At 67.5% G+C, this 16,203-nt stretch carries 18 protein-coding genes, 1 tRNA gene and 1 pseudogene; 10 read left to right on the forward strand and 10 right to left on the reverse strand.

All coding sequences use genetic code 11. The features are described 5' to 3' along the window. The first annotated feature begins 156 nt into the window (after window positions 1–156). Window positions 157–933, forward strand: coding sequence for a glucose 1-dehydrogenase (locus AC0OO9_RS23660; RefSeq protein WP_151457604.1), 777 nt, complete (start codon window positions 157–159; stop codon window positions 931–933). 103 nt (window positions 934–1,036) lie between these two features. Here the strand turns inward: AC0OO9_RS23660 and AC0OO9_RS23665 are convergent, their stop codons facing one another. Continuing rightward, complete coding sequence (locus AC0OO9_RS23665) at window positions 1,037–1,468, reverse strand: SsgA family sporulation/cell division regulator (RefSeq protein ID WP_053653619.1); 432 nt, start codon at window positions 1,466–1,468, stop codon at window positions 1,037–1,039. Window positions 1,469–1,771: 303 nt separating this feature from the next. Between AC0OO9_RS23665 and AC0OO9_RS23670 the strand changes: the two genes are divergently transcribed. From AC0OO9_RS23670 to AC0OO9_RS23685, 4 genes and pseudogenes are all read left to right on the forward strand, one after another. Beyond that, the gene (locus AC0OO9_RS23670; RefSeq protein WP_484518023.1) at window positions 1,772–2,317 is read left to right on the forward strand and encodes a TIGR02611 family protein; all 546 of its coding nucleotides are present in this window, start codon (window positions 1,772–1,774) and stop codon (window positions 2,315–2,317) included. A gap of 104 nt (window positions 2,318–2,421) precedes the next feature. Then, window positions 2,422–2,493, forward strand: a tRNA-Val gene (locus AC0OO9_RS23675). 348 nt (window positions 2,494–2,841) lie between these two features. Further along, entirely contained in the window at window positions 2,842–3,423 is a 582-nt protein-coding gene (locus tag AC0OO9_RS23680) for a DinB family protein (RefSeq protein ID WP_484512441.1), read from the forward strand. Further along, window positions 3,356–3,770, forward strand: a pseudogene (locus AC0OO9_RS23685) (IS5 family transposase); the annotation flags it as partial. The gene AC0OO9_RS23680 and the pseudogene AC0OO9_RS23685, both read left to right, overlap by 68 nt. 251 nt (window positions 3,771–4,021) lie before the next feature. Here the strand turns inward: AC0OO9_RS23685 and AC0OO9_RS23690 are convergent. The 4 genes from AC0OO9_RS23690 to AC0OO9_RS23705 all read right to left on the reverse strand — a co-directional run bounded on the left by AC0OO9_RS23690 (window position 4,022) and on the right by AC0OO9_RS23705 (window position 8,825). Continuing rightward, window positions 4,022–5,518, reverse strand: a complete 1,497-nt coding sequence (locus AC0OO9_RS23690) for an IS110 family RNA-guided transposase (protein ID WP_484512442.1) — start codon at window positions 5,516–5,518, stop codon at window positions 4,022–4,024. A gap of 58 nt (window positions 5,519–5,576) precedes the next feature. Beyond that, on the reverse strand, window positions 5,577–5,972 hold the full coding sequence (locus AC0OO9_RS23695) for a hypothetical protein (RefSeq protein WP_484512443.1): 396 nt from the start codon (window positions 5,970–5,972) through the stop codon (window positions 5,577–5,579). Window positions 5,973–6,003: 31 nt separating this feature from the next. Then, window positions 6,004–8,013 carry a hypothetical protein gene (locus tag AC0OO9_RS23700; protein WP_484512445.1) on the reverse strand — a complete coding sequence of 670 codons (2,010 nt, stop codon included), beginning with the start codon at window positions 8,011–8,013 and terminating at the stop codon, window positions 6,004–6,006. A gap of 422 nt (window positions 8,014–8,435) precedes the next feature. Next, window positions 8,436–8,825, reverse strand: a complete 390-nt coding sequence (locus AC0OO9_RS23705) for an OsmC family protein (RefSeq protein ID WP_484512446.1) — start codon at window positions 8,823–8,825, stop codon at window positions 8,436–8,438. Window positions 8,826–9,025: 200 nt separating this feature from the next. Here AC0OO9_RS23705 and AC0OO9_RS23710 point away from each other — a divergent pair, with 200 nt between their 5' ends. The 3 genes from AC0OO9_RS23710 to AC0OO9_RS23720 all read left to right on the forward strand — a co-directional run bounded on the left by AC0OO9_RS23710 (window position 9,026) and on the right by AC0OO9_RS23720 (window position 11,420). Next, entirely contained in the window at window positions 9,026–9,559 is a 534-nt protein-coding gene (locus tag AC0OO9_RS23710; protein WP_484512447.1) for a DUF4240 domain-containing protein, read from the forward strand. Window positions 9,560–9,741: 182 nt separating this feature from the next. Continuing rightward, complete coding sequence (locus AC0OO9_RS23715) at window positions 9,742–10,473, forward strand: hypothetical protein (protein WP_484512448.1); 732 nt, start codon at window positions 9,742–9,744, stop codon at window positions 10,471–10,473. Between the two features lie 146 nt (window positions 10,474–10,619). Beyond that, window positions 10,620–11,420 (forward strand): hypothetical protein, encoded by an 801-nt coding sequence (locus AC0OO9_RS23720; protein ID WP_484512450.1) that lies wholly within the window; start codon window positions 10,620–10,622, stop codon window positions 11,418–11,420. A gap of 447 nt (window positions 11,421–11,867) precedes the next feature. On the opposite strand, the gene AC0OO9_RS23725 is transcribed toward AC0OO9_RS23720, so the two are convergent. From AC0OO9_RS23725 to AC0OO9_RS23735, 3 genes are all read right to left on the reverse strand, one after another. Then, window positions 11,868–12,188, reverse strand: a complete 321-nt coding sequence (locus AC0OO9_RS23725; protein ID WP_484512451.1) for a hypothetical protein — start codon at window positions 12,186–12,188, stop codon at window positions 11,868–11,870. Window positions 12,189–12,397: 209 nt separating this feature from the next. Next, window positions 12,398–12,979 (reverse strand): HD domain-containing protein, encoded by a 582-nt coding sequence (locus tag AC0OO9_RS23730; RefSeq protein WP_484512452.1) that lies wholly within the window; start codon window positions 12,977–12,979, stop codon window positions 12,398–12,400. Beyond that, on the reverse strand, window positions 12,976–14,103 hold the full coding sequence (locus AC0OO9_RS23735; protein ID WP_484512453.1) for a helix-turn-helix domain-containing protein: 1,128 nt from the start codon (window positions 14,101–14,103) through the stop codon (window positions 12,976–12,978). Before AC0OO9_RS23735 ends, AC0OO9_RS23730 begins: the two co-directional genes overlap by 4 nt. A gap of 404 nt (window positions 14,104–14,507) precedes the next feature. Between AC0OO9_RS23735 and AC0OO9_RS23740 the strand changes: the two genes are divergently transcribed. Further along, window positions 14,508–14,903: a hypothetical protein gene (locus AC0OO9_RS23740; RefSeq protein ID WP_484512455.1), complete on the forward strand. Its 396-nt coding sequence runs from the start codon at window positions 14,508–14,510 to the stop codon at window positions 14,901–14,903. Next, window positions 14,900–15,073, forward strand: a complete 174-nt coding sequence (locus AC0OO9_RS23745; RefSeq protein WP_484512456.1) for a hypothetical protein — start codon at window positions 14,900–14,902, stop codon at window positions 15,071–15,073. Before AC0OO9_RS23740 ends, AC0OO9_RS23745 begins: the two co-directional genes overlap by 4 nt. A 371-nt stretch (window positions 15,074–15,444) precedes the next feature. Here the strand turns inward: AC0OO9_RS23745 and AC0OO9_RS23750 are convergent, their stop codons facing one another. Both AC0OO9_RS23750 and AC0OO9_RS23755 read right to left on the reverse strand, forming a co-directional pair. After that, window positions 15,445–15,732, reverse strand: coding sequence for a hypothetical protein (locus tag AC0OO9_RS23750; RefSeq protein WP_484512457.1), 288 nt, complete (start codon window positions 15,730–15,732; stop codon window positions 15,445–15,447). A gap of 103 nt (window positions 15,733–15,835) precedes the next feature. Further along, window positions 15,836–16,201 (reverse strand): DUF6204 family protein, encoded by a 366-nt coding sequence (locus AC0OO9_RS23755; protein WP_484512459.1) that lies wholly within the window; start codon window positions 16,199–16,201, stop codon window positions 15,836–15,838. Between the last annotated feature and the right edge of the window lie 2 nt (window positions 16,202–16,203).

Consider the following 16,203-nt stretch of genomic DNA (forward strand, 5'->3'; position numbering starts at 1 on the left):
CGCGCGGGCGCCCGGCGGGGGTTGTCGAGGTCGTCGGGGGCGGGCTACGTTACCGAACGGTAGCGCCGTCCGGTGGAGGCACGGCCGGAGCCGGTCCGCGCCGGATCGGGCCGCCCCGCCCCCGGCGGCCCCGGCCGACTCGCTGATGGGATGGGCATGACGGATCTGTTCTCGGTCGAAGGCAAGACGGTCCTGGTCACCGGCGGCTCGCGGGGGATCGGCCTGATGATCGCCCAGGGCTTCGTCCGGGCCGGCGCACACGTGATCATCTCGTCCCGCAAGGCGGACGTCTGCGAGGCCGTGGCCAAGGAACTCTCCGCCGAGGGGCGCTGCGAGGCCATCCCCGCCGACCTCGGCGACGACGCCGGCGCCGAGGGCCTGGCCGCCACCGTCCGGGAGCGGTTCGACCGGCTCGACGTGCTGGTCAACAACGCGGGCGCGACGTGGGGCGCGCCGCTGGAGTCGTACCCGGAGAGCGCGTTCGACAAGCTCTGGGCCGTCAACGTCAAGGCCGTCTTCCGGCTCACCACCGCGCTGCTGCCCGCGCTGCGCGCGTCGGCCAGCGCCGACGACCCGGCCCGCGTGATCAACATCGGCTCCATCGACGGCATCCGGGTGCCGATGATGGAGGTGTACGCGTACTCGGCGACCAAGGCCGCCGTGCACATGCTCACCCGCAGCCTGGCCCACCAGCTCGCCGGCGAGCAGATCACCGTCAACGCGATCGCGCCGGGGCCGTTCGAGAGCAAGATGATGGCGTTCGCGCTGGACGACCCCGCGTCCCGGGCCGCCATCGAGGGGCAGGTGCCGCTGGGTCGCATCGGCCGGCCGGAGGACATGGCCGGCACCGCGATCTACCTGTCGTCCCGCGCCGGGGCGTACCTCACCGGTGCGGTGATCCCGGTCGACGGCGGCATCACCACCCACGGCTGAGCCTGACGAAGGGCGGGAGACGGTGCGCGTACCCCCTGGTGGGCCGGAGCCGCGCGGACTCGGCAGATCCGCGCGGCCCCGGACGGCCGGTGTGGCCGGTGGTTCAGCGGCCGGCGAGCAGCCGGGTCACCGCGGTGTCGACGTCCAGGTGCTCGGCCTCGCGACCGCGCGGGACGACGACGTAGGTCCGCCGCAGGAAGCGCACCAGGACGCTGCGCGGCACCTCGAACAGGGCGTTGCCGTCGGGCGACGACAGCGCCAGGGCGACGAAGTCCCCACGCGGGGTGGCCCAGGGCCAGACCCGCACGTCGCCGATGCCGGCCGGCTCGTCGAGGCCCGTGACCAGCAGCTCCCGGGCGAACGACCAGCTGACCGCCTCGCCGCCGGCGGATTCGGCGTGGAACAGGACATGGACCGCATACGGATCAGCAGGGTCGTAACGCAGACTGGCACGCACCGGCAAGGCGGTGGCGTCAGGTGCGACGAGCCTTAGCGACGTCTCGACCTCTACGGTCGTCGGTCGGATGACACTCATGGACGATCTCCCCCCGGCACCGCTGCGGAACGCGCGTGTCCCGCTTTTCCCATACTCAGGTGCTACTCCTGGCTACGCTCCGCCATACGCTGACTTCACCCAGTGGTGGGAAGGGGGTCGGAAAGGCCGCGTGAATGTGAATATTCATGTAGGATTTCCGGTTCTGCCCAGTGCGTGATCCCGCCCGGCATCGGGTGGTTCAGTCGTCGACTTACTCCGGTAACGTCCAGTCGGCCGTTGCAGTGACGGGCGCGAGCCACACTGGGGGAGGAAATGGTTACGAAACGATCCTCAGTGGATCCGATGGCAGTGCCGGGCCCGCCGAACGTCGCGGCCCGGGCAGCCGAAAGGCGGGGGTACGGGGTGCCGACGGAGCAGCACGACCGGCCCGGTCGGCCGACGACCGGGCGGGATGGCGCAGGCGGCACGACGCTGACCGAGCGGCGGCAGCGACCCCGCTGGCGGCAGCGGCTGAGCACCACCCTCGACCTGATCCGGGCCAACCCGACCGGACGGGTCACCCTCAAGATCTTCATCGCCATCGCCGGCGCCCTCGTCGTCACCATCGGCATCGCCCTCATCCCGCTGCCCGGGCCGGGCTGGCTGCTGGTGATCGCCGGCCTCGGCATCTGGGCCGTCGAGTTCCACTGGGCCCGCCGGCTGCTCGGCTTCACCCGGCGCCACGTGCACAACTGGACCCAGTGGGTGAAGGACCGCTCACTGGCCGTACGCTTCGTGCTCGGCTCCGTCGGCCTGGTCTTCGTCGGCTCGGTGGTCTGGCTGTCACTGAAGTACAGCTTCGGCATCGACGTGGTCGCCGAGGCGCTGCACTACCTGGCGACGCACTGACCCGGGCCGACCCGGCGTTCTGTCGGGTCGACCGACCGCGGCGCGGCGCGCGGACCCCGGATTTCCGGTCCGGTCCCTCGATCAGGTAGAGTCAGCGGCGCTGAGGGCGATTAGCTCAGCGGGAGAGCGCTTCGTTCACACCGAAGAGGTCACTGGTTCGATCCCAGTATCGCCCACCGTTAATATTTGCAGGTAGCGAGCCCGTCACCGGAACCATAGGTGACGGGCTTTCGCGCTGTCGCCCCTTAGATCGGGAGCAGATTGGGAGCAGCCCAACTGCCCGCGCTCCTCACCTGGGTAGCTGAGCACGGATCCGTGGGGGCCCGCCTGCACTCCCTCTTCGAGGGTGAACGCCTCCCGAGGACTAAGGCGTGTTTCGTAAGAGGTTGTCTCACGTGGCAAGTTTCGCGAGCTTCTTGTAGCAGGTCAGGGCGGTGCCATGACCAGGCCTCGGCTCTGCCGGTCGTTGCGGAGCACGTACGGGATCTTGAGACCACGAGTAGCCCATGGCAGGCTCATGCCGCATGATCGATGATTTCGCGAAAGCCAACCTGTACGGGAGACTGCGGCGGGACCGCAAGGCGCTGCTCTGGAAACTCGACGGCTTGTCCGAATACGACGCCCGCCGACCTTTGACAGCGACCGGGACCAACCTCCTCGGCCTCGTCAAACACGTGGCCACCGTCGAGGCCAGGTACTTCGGCGAGGTCTTCGACCGCCCTTCCCCGGAACTGCTGCCACGGTGGCAGGACTCCAACGGCAGCGATCTGTGGGCGACCGAGGACGAGACCCGCGATCAGATCATCGCGTTCTACCGGCGCGTGTGGGAACACTCGGACGCGACGATCAACGCGCTTCCCCTCGACGCCCCCGGCCACGTGCCGTGGTGGCCGGAGCCTTATGCCGACACGAACCTGTTCGCCATCATGGTCCATGTCCTCGGCGAGTCCATCCGGCATGCCGGGCACGCCGATATCCTGCGCGAGGGCCTCGACGGCCGGACCGGGTTGCGCGCCGAACACGAGAACCAGATCGACGATGAAGCCCGGGCAGCCTACTGCGCGAAGATCGAGCAGGCCGCCAGGTCGGCTGACAAGGCGGCATGACCTGACCGACGGGCAGTGGGCTGTTTTGGCTCCGTTGCTGCCTGCCGCGCCGAGGACAGGTCGTCCGCCGAAGTGGAGAATCGACAGCTCATTGATGGGATCCGGTGGCGGATCCGCATCGGCACCCCATGGCGGGACGTCCCGGCTGAGTACGCGCCCTGGCCCACCGTGTACGGCCTGTTCCGCCGGTGGCAGCGGGACGGGACCTGGGACAAGATCCTGTCGGCGTTGCAGGCCGCGGGCGATGCGTGCAGGGCCGGATCGGTTGGACGGTGAGCGTGGACTCGATGACCAGCCGCGCCCACCAACACGCCGCCCGCGCCCGCACCGACGGGCATCTGCAGCAGGTAGGTGGCGTGGTGAGATCCCACGGCTGCAGTCAGCCGCCCGCTTCGGTCGAAGAACTCGAAGGCGAGTTCGCCGTGACACATGCAGTGCCCGTCGGTCGTCTGCTTGACGGCCAAGGCCTGGATCAGCTGGCGAACTGCCGCCGGCTCAGCCACCCTGGTGGCGAGACCCGCCCCTCACGACATCGTAGAGCCGCTGATCGGGCGTTGGTCGTGCCGGACGCGATGCACGGTCATGGCTCCCCTCTGTGTCAAGACACCGCCGGGAGGGGAGTTCTATCCTGGGTCTCGGCGGGTCCGGGAAGTGACTTCTCCGAAGAGCCGGCTGGGGGATGAGAGCCGGTCACGTTGGAGCCAGTTGCCGTTCCCCGTTGTCCTCCCGGGCCCGCCGCCGTAGCGGCTGTGGCGTCGTCGGTCATGCACCGGTAGACGATGTCGGACAGGCGTCGTTTCAGGGCGCGCATCGCTTCCATCGATGTCTTGCCGGCAGCCTTCTTGCGGTCGAAGTAGGCGCGGCCTTCGGTGGGGTTGCGTAGCTGGACGGTGGCCATGATGTGCAGTACCCGGTTGATCTGCCGGTTGCCGGCACGGGAGAGCCGGTGTCGTACCTGCTCGCCGGAGGAAGCGTCGATGGGCGCGGTGCCGTTCCAGGAGGCGAAGTGGGCCCGGTTCGGGAAGCGGGTGATGTCGCCGACCTCGACCAGCAGCCGGGCGGCGCCGGACGGTCCAACACCGTGCAGGTCCATCAGCGTGGTGCCGGTGGAAGCCACGAGCTCTTTCAGTTCCTTGTCGGCGTCCTGGGAACGCCGGTAGACGCGATCGAGGTCCCCGATCAGCTCCGCGGCAACCCGGCGTCGGGTCTTGCCGACTGCGTCTCGGGGCCGGACCGTGGCCAGCAGTGCCTTGGCTTGGGCGGCGGACAGGCTCTTCTTCGCGCCACCCGGGATGAGTTCGAGGAGCAGTTGGTGCAGCTGGGACACCATCCGGGTGTGGTCCTCACCCAAAGACCGGCGCCGGTCGACCAGGATCCGCAGCAGGGCGAGCTGCTCATCGTTGACCACCGGGCGCAGCCCGGCCATGCGGGTACCGACCAGCGCGATGGAGTGGGCGTCGGTGGCATCGGTCTTGCGGCCCTGCCCGGTGGCGAACACCCGCGCCCTGGCGGACAGCTTCGGCGGGACGTCGACGACCTGCTCGCCGTCGGCCAGTAGCCGGTTGGCGATGTGCCGGCCGATGCCTTGGCAGCCCTCGATCGCCCAGACCCGGTTCGGCCATCGGCTGGCGTAGGTCCTCATCGCTGTGTAGCCGTCGCGGTCGGTGTCGAACCGGCCGCCGCCGACGATGGTCTCGTCGCGGGCCATGACCTCGATCGTGGCAGAGCGCTTGTGCGGGTCCATCCCGATGACCACACGATCTGACGTGCCGCTCACCGCGTCCTCCGATGCTCGATCCACCTGGTTGTCGAGCCGGGAGGGCAACGCTACTTCGAGCCGAGCAAACCCCTCTTGAGCCTCTCCCCGCCCTGGGGCGGCGCCCGGGCCGCGCAGGCCAAATGAGAGCCACACGACCAGCGTGGGCAGCCGAAAAGTGAGCGACAGCCCGGGCGCCTCGACCGAAGCCTGGCCGGGCCACGGTCGCAGGTCAATGAAACAAGTAGCCGATGAGAGGGCGTCGCGGTCGCTGTCGTACCGATGTGAGGTCGCCGAGAAGTGGCGGTGAGCGCCGGCCTGGCCGCACAGATCTTGCATGGCGACCGTACTTCTCGGCGATGTGCGGGTCCGCTGGCAGACGCTGATTGTCGGCGGGCTACAGGTTGTTGATTCGGGCCAGGAGCTCTGCCTCGGTCAGGTCTTCCAGGACCGCGTCCTGCTTGCGGGCCAGGACCGCCAGCAGCTTCTCCTTCTCCAGCTTCTTGGCCGCCGCCGCCTTCGCCGCCTGGTCCTCCGTGAGGCGGACGGCGATGACGTGCTTGACGACCTCCAGTTTGGTCTCCAAGGTCGCCTTGGCCGGATTGGCCTCGGTGGCCACGAACGACTCGGTGTCGACGGCCTTGAGCTCGGCGTTGACCGCCTTGGCCACATCATCGAGGCTGAAGCCGGACCTGGCGGTCAGCGGAAGCTCCCACAGTTGTTCCGTGGTCAGCAGACCCTTGGCCGACGGATAGCGGAACTTCTCCCGGGTGGCCTTCTCGAAAATGGTCACGGCAGCCTCTCTGGAATAGCCGGGTAGGGGATCAGAACTGGATGCTGATGAGGCGGCGCCGGCCGCCGGTCATTGTCACCTTGGCGACCACGGAGTTGCGGACCGTGGAGCTGAAGCCGAGGCCGGAAAGCTGATCCGGAGACGGCTCGCACTTGGTGCGATCGCCGAGGACCTCGAACACCTTGCGGTGCGGTTGCAGGTCGCTGCGGAGGAACTCGTTGTAGATCCCCCGCGCAGGCTTGTCGTTCACGCACCCCTTCAGGATGAAGAAGTAGTGCCGGTTGCCGACCTCGTTGTCGTCGAAGTAGTTCGGCGAGTACATGATGGTGGACACCGGTACGAACTGTTCGGTGGTAATGCCCCACAACTCTCTGCCCGCACTGCCCGGCTGCACGTCCCTACCCGGCCGGAAAGCGGTGATCACCCCGCCGGCAACCGTCATCCGGCCCACCTCGACGGTCTCCTTGTGGCTGACCGCGCGCTCGTGGCGGTAATGCTCGATCTTCCCGTTGCTCTCGGTCTCGATCACGAAGCCGACCTGGGCGCTGTCCCGCTTGCGGTACTGGTTCACCTCGATCCGGTACTCACCGTCGGGGACACGGTCGGTCCAGGTGACGTTCTCCACCGGCTCGCGGGAGAGCGGCCCGCTGGCGTTCATGTCGACGTCCAGCTTGTCGCGCTTCTCCTGGTACCAGATGTGGTCGCCGTTGGGTTCGTACACGTGCAGGTCCAGGTCGTCGTGGTTGAACCAGGACAGGCTCACCCGCAGCTTGCCGGTGACGTTGCCGCCGGCCCGCTTGACCTTCTCCCTGATCGAGTCGGTGAGGTTGCCGCCGTACGACCAGCCGAAATCGTTGTCCCACTTGAACAACCGCGGAGCAGTCGGGTGCCGGCCGGTGGTGAGGCTGACAAGGTGCGGCTCGTGGGTGTTGGCGACCCACAGGTCGATGGTGGCGGCGCCGGGCAGGATGTCCTTCATGAAGGAGACCACGGGAATCTCCTCCGGCTTGGCGTCGCGTAGGAGCGCACCTGACGACCGGGTGGTGGCCGCCTGCATGAGCAGCCCTTCGATGCCGTCCTTCATCCGTGCCTGGGCGTCGTTGTCGACCCACAGCACGTTGGTGACCGACACGTCGGACAGCCGGGCGAACCGTCGCTGCAACGACTCCTCGATGCCCAGCTCGGCAATGGTCCTCATGGCGGCCTTGACCATGGCCGGGGTGATCAACGCCGTGGGGCGCTGGTAATTCTGCGGCGCCACCTTCGCCTCGAACGACCGGACCGCCTGCTCCAGGTCGACGCCCGCGGAGAGATCCTGGACGAGGGAGCCGATCACCGTGTTGCGGAACCGGGCCGCCGGGTTTACGGCGTTGGCGAAGACGAAGGCACGTCGGTCGGTCGCCTGCGTCCACCGGTTCTGCAGCGAGCGGAACTCGGTCACCGCCCGGCGATGCTCCGCGCCGCGGTAGAGGGCGTTGCCGTCGACGAGGTCGACGACGGTGTCCAGAGCGTGCCGGGTCAGCTCGGCCAGGCCACGCTGGAAGATCTGCACCGCGGCGTCGAAGTTGCCCTGTGCCGCGCCGACGTCCTCGATGCGATGCCGCTTCTCGACCCGGCCGTGCAGGTGGTGCCACACCTCGACCTGGCCGTCGCGCAGCGTTCGGGTGGTCTTCGTCCCGTACTGCGCCTGAGTGGACCGGAAGATGGTGGACAACGGCAGCGAAAGAACGAACTCGTCCAGAGCGGCGGCGACGACGGAGAAGACCGGGTCGGATGCCGACACCCCGGACCAGACGGTACGGACCCGCCCGTCGTGGATCTCGACGACGTTGCCGAAGTGCTTGATGAAACCGCGGCAGGTCGAGCAGTCGTACTCGGATCGCTCACGGAACCGCAGGTTGGTGCCGGCGGGGAAGGAATCGAGAAAGGTGAGCCAGAGTGAGTCCCGGTCGAGACCGTCGCCGACGGCGTACAGCTCACCCCTGGACATCGTGGACAGACGCGCCGTCACATCCGTCACGAACTGCTGGAAATCGCCCACCGTCTCATCCCCCTTGGTCGCCGGAGATCCTACGCAGCCAACGCCACTCAGAGGAACGCGCTTCCGGCTGTCCGCACGGTCACAGACGGGCGCCGTGGCCGGTGGTCAGTCGCCCGGAGCGCGTACGGCGGTGGGGCGCCGGGCCGGCGGTCAGCAGTTTCCGCCAGTTGGCCGGTGGCGCCATTGAGTACATCCCGGCTCACGCTGTGGTTGCCTTCCCGGGCACCGACAGGCCTGGGTGGTCGAACAACTGCTCAGGCACGCCAGGCTCGCACCGAGGGACCGAGTGAACGCGCGCTCGGTCAGGTGCTCGCTCATGCCGCTGATCGGGTGTGTCGACGCTTCGCGGATGGTGAAGCCAGCGCCATCGGTTTGCTCACCGTGGTGGCGATCGGTGTGAGCTTCGCGGACAAAGGGGCAGGTCAGCTTCTCCGTACCGTGGTCCCGGCTCGAATCGCCCGCGGGATCTCGGCGATATCGTCGACACGATCCAGCAGCACGGCAAGTTCCTCGACGGACGCGGGTGAGCTCAGCTCGACCTGATAGGTGATGCCGCTCGATATCCACGTCTGCGTGTCGAAACCACCCTCAGCCGATACACGTACCCCGTCGATGCGGATGCCAAGTTCGCCTGCCTCCCGGTATATGTCGTTCAGGACGCATCCAGCCGTAGCGAGGTGCAACAGGTGGGCCCCGGTGAAGTCCGCCTCGACCGTGACGCCCTCAGGGGTCCACCGGTGTGGGAACCGGATCGCACCACCGTCATCTGAACTGAACGAGCCGGCGCTGACCACGACTGCAAATTGCTCCACCGCTTGCTCCCTGCCCGACTTTCCTCGCCGACCGGCTCATTGTGATCCGTCACCGGCATCACCACCAGACGCCGAGGCAGCCGCTTCTGCCGCGATCAGCTCATCTTCCAGGGCCCCGTGCGCTAGACGGGGGGTCAGGAACGGGCACGACGGCGAGTGGTGGGCGGCGAAGTCGGAGACCGCTGCCACACTTCCGCGTCATGAGTGTTGACGAGTTCTGGAACGTGGTGGCGAAGGCACGGGAGTCTGCGGCCGACCCCTCGGACGCCGAGGACGTCGCCGAGCAGACACTGCGGCTGCTGGCTGCCCTGCCGGCCGACAGGATCGCGGAACTGGCGCAGCCGCTGTGGGATCTGCGTGCGCAGTCGTACGGGTGGGACCTGTGGCAGGCGGCCTATCTGATCAACGGCGGTTGCTCCGACGACGGCTTCGAGTACTTCCGCGGCTGGCTGCTCACACAGGGGCGTGAGACGTTCGAACGCGCTGTGGCAGACCCGGATACGCTCGCCGACCTGCCGGTGGTCCAACGCGTTGCCGTCGACGGCGGGTTCGATCTTGAATGCGAATCCATGTATGGCGTCGTATGGGACGCATACGCGGTCGTATCAGGGAGCATGGAGCTGCCCAGTGCGGTCACTGGCAGATACCCGGAGCTCGGCCAGGGCTGGGACTTCGAGGACGACGGCGAGATCCATCGGCGTCTGCCGAGGCTCGCCGCGCTCTTCACGGATTAGTCGCGTCAAGCGGATCTGCCACGGGGCGCCGTCATGCCGAGATGAGTGTGTCGAGGACCCGAGCCGCTGGACGCATCGGGGATAGTCCACATCCATCTGCAACGCAAGACTGCGGATACTGCGACGTGCGCGATGTTGCCAGAATCGGCGGTATGGGTTCACGGGCGCGATGGACAACCATCGTGGACCGCTTGTCGTCCTCCTACGCCGAAGCGTTTGCCGCAGGGTACGCGCGTGCAGCGTTCCGCAGTTCGAGTCGGTCACGGGCAACCGCTGCGCTGGTTCAGGCTGCGGATGAGATGTCGGCCAAGGGCGAACACGCAGTGGCAGAGGCCCTGTACCGCAAGGCGGCAGGAGCCGGAGACCACCGGGCCGTGGTCAAGCTGGTCAACTGGCCGGCTATCCGGGAGGACCAGGCTGCGATGGAGGCCGTGTATCGGGCGGCGATCACAGCCGGTGACGTTCAATCGTTGCCGTCATTGGCGGCGCTGCGCGCCCGGCAGGGCGACACGGCCGAAGCTCGCGTGTTGTTCACGGCCGCCGCCGAGTCCGGCAGCGTCGACGCGTTGACGATGTACGCGACCTTCCTGCACAACCACGGAGAGCCCGGCGAGCTCGGTGAGGCGATCGATCATCGCCGTCGCCAGGTGACGGCCGGTGACACCGATTCTCTGCCGATCCTCGGCGCGCTGTTGCTGAAGGTGCCGCATCGACAGGTCGAAGCGGAGGCCGTACTGCGTCAGGGTGCCGCGCTGTTGGAGAACCGTTGCCGATGCCTGCTCGCTGCGCTGCTGTTGGACCGAGGTGCGACCGGTGAAGCAGCTGAGCTGGTCCGGCGGGTACGCGCCACCGGTAAAGACCTGGTACGCCGTTACGCCGAGCAGCTCGCGGAGGAGTACGAGCTGCCGTCGTAATTTCCGAAGCCAACAGCAGCACAAGCCCGGCTGGCCTCGCGACTGAAGCTCCGGATCTGTCGCTGTCCGAGCGTTAGGAGGCATGACGAGGGGCTACGCCTTGTACAACTGGAGGAAGTAGCGGATGCGAGCGGCAAGGGTGGATCGTGGCAGGTGAGCAGGGTAACCGGTTGGTCGTCGAGCGCGAGGAGGTTGTCGGGGTTGACTACTCCGCGCAGGGGTTGACCGGGCTCGTCGGTATCGGTGCGTGTTTTGAGCGGTGCCGCTTCGACGGACTCCGGTTTCAGGATGTAGCGCTCGGCTCCGGCATGGAGTTGTCGCAGTACGTCGAGTGCTCCTTCGACGGCGCGGTGCTTACCGGCACTGCCGGCTACTCGCGGTTCGTCGGCTGCACTTTTCGGGAGGCGGAGATCCGCGATCTGACGGCGAACTACCTGGAGATCGTGGACTGCGTCTTTACCGGACGGATCAGGTCGACGACGTTCTGGGGCGCTCCACCGCCCGGTTCCGCCGAGGGGTTCGCGAGTGACCTGGCGTTCCTGGCGAAGCAGGGGCGGACAGAACCACCCGGGTACCGGGCGCTCGCCTTGCGGGAGTCCAACGAGTTCCACGGAAATGACTTCTCCGAGGCCGACCTGATCGGCGTGGCCTTCCGGTACGGCGTCGACCTGTCCCGGCAGCGTCTGCCGGCCGCTTCGGACTACCTGTACCTGCCGGACGCCGAGGCCGCCCTGCACCGTGCCCTGTCGCTGCTAGCCGACCAGCCGGCGGACGACCTCCGCGCCCGGGTCGAGCGTTCGCTGCGGCGGATGCTCGACCGGGAGGTCGGCAACGGCCAGCGGCAATTGCTGTTCCGCGAGGCGGACTACAAGAGCCGGGGGGTACTGAAGCCACACGCTCGGCTCATGTTCGAGCTCCTATGGGAGGCTGCCGGGGCGGGGGCCTGAGCGGCTGCGCGTGAGGAACTGACCTCAATCTGGGTCCGCAGGGCAGGCCGGGCAGCAGAGGTTACCGAGCCGAACAGGTCCTTACGTGGACGGTGAGGTGGCCTTCGGGGACGGCCGAAGGCCACCCGCTCTGGGCCAATGCTGACCATGTCCCAAGAGGGACTGCCTTCCTACGCGACAGTCGGGCTGTTGCACACACCGCTGCCGGTTGGGTCGCTCCGCGAGAACGGAGGACCCTGCGATGGGCCGGCTGTCCCGGCTGCCCGTATGGGTCCACAAGGGGCCGCGACGGGGGAGCGGGGTGGGAGCAGGCGCGTGAACTGAACAGCAGTGAACTGCATCCAACGACACTGAACCGCACTCACGCCTACCTGCGGCTTTATGGTTCTGCAGGTCAGATCCGGTGCGGCGTCCTGATTCACACCGAAGAGCTCCCTTAACGCACAGTTAGTCGAGATGCCGGCGCGCGATCCGCCATATCTTCTCGAACTCCTCGGCCGCGATCGCCTCCACCAGCGGCTCGGCGCCAGTACCGGCCTGGGGGAGTGGTGCCTCTGGCACGATTCCGTACTGCCTCTCGTAACGCCCCACTGCCTCTATCCCGCCGGAGTCTCGCGCTGCAAGGACCTCCGCGAGTGACGCCGCTGCCAGGATGGCCCCGTCCGCGCCGCGCACCTCGACGTGTCGTGCCGCCCAGCCGTCGGCGTCCAGCTCGTCGTAGTTCCAGCGATCCTCTTCGAGGTAGTACCAACGGACGTAGTTGAGCACGTCGCCATTATGTGGCGGCTGCCGACAGCAACGGTGACAGCAACGAGCCGGGATGAGCTACAGCGGTCAGGGGGCTAGCACGGACAGTCGTCCAAGGTCGCGGATGGGGACGGACCCCGCCGGACGAAGCGTTCAGATCTTACGAGCGAGGGGTCGAGGGCGGTGAGGGCCATGAGCCCTCGACGGTAGACCTACCGATGTTCTTGGGCTTACTCCTGCAACAGGGGAGGAGTGAGCCAGGCGAGGGGTTGTCCGCTGAGGGCGGCGTCGGCGAGGCGATGGGCGCTGGTGGTCCTGAGTGCGGCACGTGAGCTGTCGATCCAGCGCTGGACGTTGTCGACGCCCTGATGGCGGTACTCGACGGCCTGGACCAGGCATTCCAGCTTGTCGGCGTCGCGGGCGACGACGGCTTCCAGCGTCTCGCCGGCTTCGTACTCGGCGACGGCGGCGGTGATGACGTCGACGACGGCTGGGGGACAGGCGGCGACTTGGTCGGCGGTGACGGCGGTGTTGGGTACGGCGGTGAGGTAACGCTTGGCGATGTGCGGGATGTCGGTGATCCGGGTTTCCTGTGTGTCGTGCAGCACGCACAGCATCGAAACCCTGGCCGGGTCGGCGCCTTCCATGGCGGCGAGCACCATTCCGAGGAGGGCGGTCCGGAAGGAGTGTTCGGCGACGGACTCGGGGTGCTTGACGCCGGCGAACCACCAGCCGGTGCGGGCGGCGCGTTTGAGTACGCCGGCTTCGAAGATGAAGCTCATCGCTCCGGCGGCGTCGTGGTCGTCGGTCATTTGCCCGTCCCTGTGCCGGTGATTCCGTCAGCCCGCAGGCTGTAGACGATTGAGGCTAGTTCCTGCCGCGACTGCGCGGAGATCCGGTCACTGTCCAGGAGCGGGACACTGCGGTCGAGGAGTGCCCGAGTCGCGGCGGGGTTGTCGAGAGCGAGACCGCGTCGTGCGGCCAGCAGGGCCCAGACGTTGTGGATGTTGAGGCCGACGAAGGGGTGTCCTGGGTCCAGACGCTGGACCAGGTGCCGAAGCAGGATCGAGCCATGCCAGTCAGCGAGCGTCCCGGGCATGAAGGAGTCGTCGCGGTGGCGGTACGGGATCTCGCCCACCCAGTAGGCCGAGTAGTTGAGGCCTGCTCTCTCGCAGGCGTCGTCCGGGTGCGCGCGAGCGATGAAGTCCCGCAACGGTTCCGGGTCGCCCTGGTTGGCCAGGGACGTGACGACGGAGCGTGCGTCGGGCCATAGCGGTGACCAGGTGCGGAAGGTAGTCGCTCGGCGGGCTCGGACGGTGGTCTGGGTGAGCCATCCGGCCGCTGCCTTGGTGGGGTCCATGCCGGCGAGGAAGCAGGCTTGCCGGTGCAGCAGCACGTTCCGATGCCGTCCGGCTGCGGCGCGATCGGCCAGCACATGAAGGTGAGCGAAGAACGCGCGTTGCTCGTCGGCGGGCAGGGTCGGCCCGGAGGCAACCGGACCTCGCCGGGGACGGATGATGGGTAGCCCTTTGGCGAAGGTCGGCGTCTGCCCGAGGACGGCCCAGAGGATCAAGTCGGTCAGACGGTGGGTGAGTACGGACCAGCCCAGCGGCTGTTCGGCGATGTCGCAGCGGTCGACCTGTCCGTCGAGGACCGTTGCGAGGATGAGATCCGCCTCGGCGGCGTCGTCGAGTGCGGCGAGTAGGACTGTGTCCGCGCCGAGCCGTCCGAGCCTGTGCCGGACGGCGATCGCGTGTCCGAGCGGCACCGCGGTGAATGGGCGGCGCCCGGATTCCCAGCTCTGCACGGTCACGCGGTCAACATCCAGGTCGGCGGCAAGCTGCTCCTGCGTGAGCGGGATGGACTCCCGGATCAGCTTGAACAGGTAGCCGGTCACCTCGCCGCGATGTGGTGCTGATCGTCCGCGACCTGTCATCCGTCATCCCTACGTTGACCGGTGGTCGATGTTCCCGCCATGAAACCAATGCTGCGACAGGCATCTGACCTGCTCACTCGTACCACGGGTGAGTCCAACCGCCGTCGTCCTGATCGTAGCGTCGCAGTTACCGAACGTTCCAAATCCGGTCCCGTGGTTCGGGGCCGGCCAGGGAGTGCTGCCCGGCGGAGGGAGCGAGTTATGCGGGACAGGACGCCATCGTGGCGACGAGTGTCCTACGACCAGTACCTGATCGCCGTCGCGATGACCATGGCACGGCGACACCGCCCGGCTTGGTCGTGGCGGAAGTGGAGCTGGGTCTGCCGCTGTGGGGTCGAGTTGCCCTGTCGTAGCCGGCACCGTATCCCGATCAACCGGGGCCACTGGCCCGCCAAGGAGGAGTCATGAGCAACGAGGCGGAGCAGCGGTTCCTGGTCGTGCCTCTGCCGGGGCAAGGACGGCCTGTGCAACGGCAGCCGGGCGTGGTGGTCGCGGCTGACACCGTACCGGTGCTGGCAGGCGGATTGGGCGACCAATCGGCAGGCGCGGTCCCTGACGGCGGCGCTGCTCGGAGGCCGCGCGTGACCACGCACGGCCCGGTGCTGCCGATCTGGAGCTGCGGCGGCTGCGACGCGCCCTGGCCCTGCCGCACGCGGCAGCGAGAACTACGGGTGGAGTTCGACGGCGCTTCGATTTCCCTGGCCCTCTACCTGGGTGCCCAACTGGTGCGCGCCTCCGAAGACCTGACCTGGGTGCCGGTGGGGACGCTGCACCAACGCTTCCTCGGCTGGGTGCGGTGAGCATCCTTCGGCCCGGCGACGAGAAGTTCCACTACAGCGACGGCTCGCACAAGTGGATCCCGCCGGACCCGGACTACGACCAGGAGGTCTGGGACGAGCAGGTCCGCCAGCACAAGGTAGGCCACCTCAGAAACGAGCAGCCCAAGGTCCGCATCCAGCGCCTCATCTGACGCCAGCAGTACAGCACCGAAGTCGGATGAGGGTGGCTCTTGCTGATTGGACCGTCCGGACGCGGCCGGGTGTTCGTCGAGTACGCGCCGCAGGGCGAGCATGTGACGCCGCGCGGGGCAGCGAGATTGTTCAGGCGGCAGGAAGTGGCCCTGCCCACCCGAAGGTGAGCAGGGCCACTGGGTAGGCGGGCTGACAGGATGAAAGCCGTCCCAACCGTCCGCATGAGGGACGCACGCGAGCCTCGCCGCTGGAGGTAGCGGTTGCTCTAGCCGGCAGGCCGCGGCCGGCGTTGGCCGCTCCCGATCCAGCTACCACACGAAGCGTTCCCCGGAGCCGGGCGAGACTACCCCGAAGGCCCTGAGTCGGATGCTCAGCGGGTGCAGTTGATCTGCGCCAGCACCGAGTAGAGGCCCGGCCACGGCTGCGTCGTGAAGCTTCCGCCGTGGCTGCACTGCGTGTCCGGGTCGAAGCCGTCGGCGCTGGCAAGGGAGCGCGCAGCGTTGTTGGCGTTGGTCAGCGCCGTGAAGTAGTTGTTACTCATTCCGTTGCCGTAAAAGCTCTTGGTTTCGGCGGCGACTGCAGGCCCGGAGAGCAGGACGGACGCGGACACCGCCCCGACCAGCGCTGTGGCTGCGACGACCCGACGAAGTGCGGACATGCGAGCTCCACTCTGTTCGATCCGAATGCCGAGCCTGCCAGAGAAATCGACGTACATCAACTACAGTACGAAGCGGGTCCCCCGCCCTCGACGGCTACGAGTGTCAGTGTTCCCGTCGGCGGCGGATCTTGATGTCGTCGAGGTCGGTCGACACCGACTTGAGGTCGCGGTAGTCGGCACCGATTCCCGAGACGGCGGCTGCCGCGAGCGCTTCCGCCTTGCCAATCACGATCGCTTCCTCGTCCTCCTCGGTGGCCGGGACCAGGCAACGGAAGGTGAAGGCGAGCAGGGACCGCTCGTAGGTCACGGTGCCTTCCTCGGTGAACTTCGCCCGAAACACGTCGTGTTCGTCAGCCTTGGCGAGCAGTGCGGCCCGCTGTTCGTCATCGAGTGGCGCGAACTTGCCACGCACGATGACCTGATATGTCTTGCGGGCCATTGCTGAGGGCCTCCGGTTTCGGCTGAACATCA

The organism is Micromonospora sp. USAFONa4 (assembly GCF_057197825.1).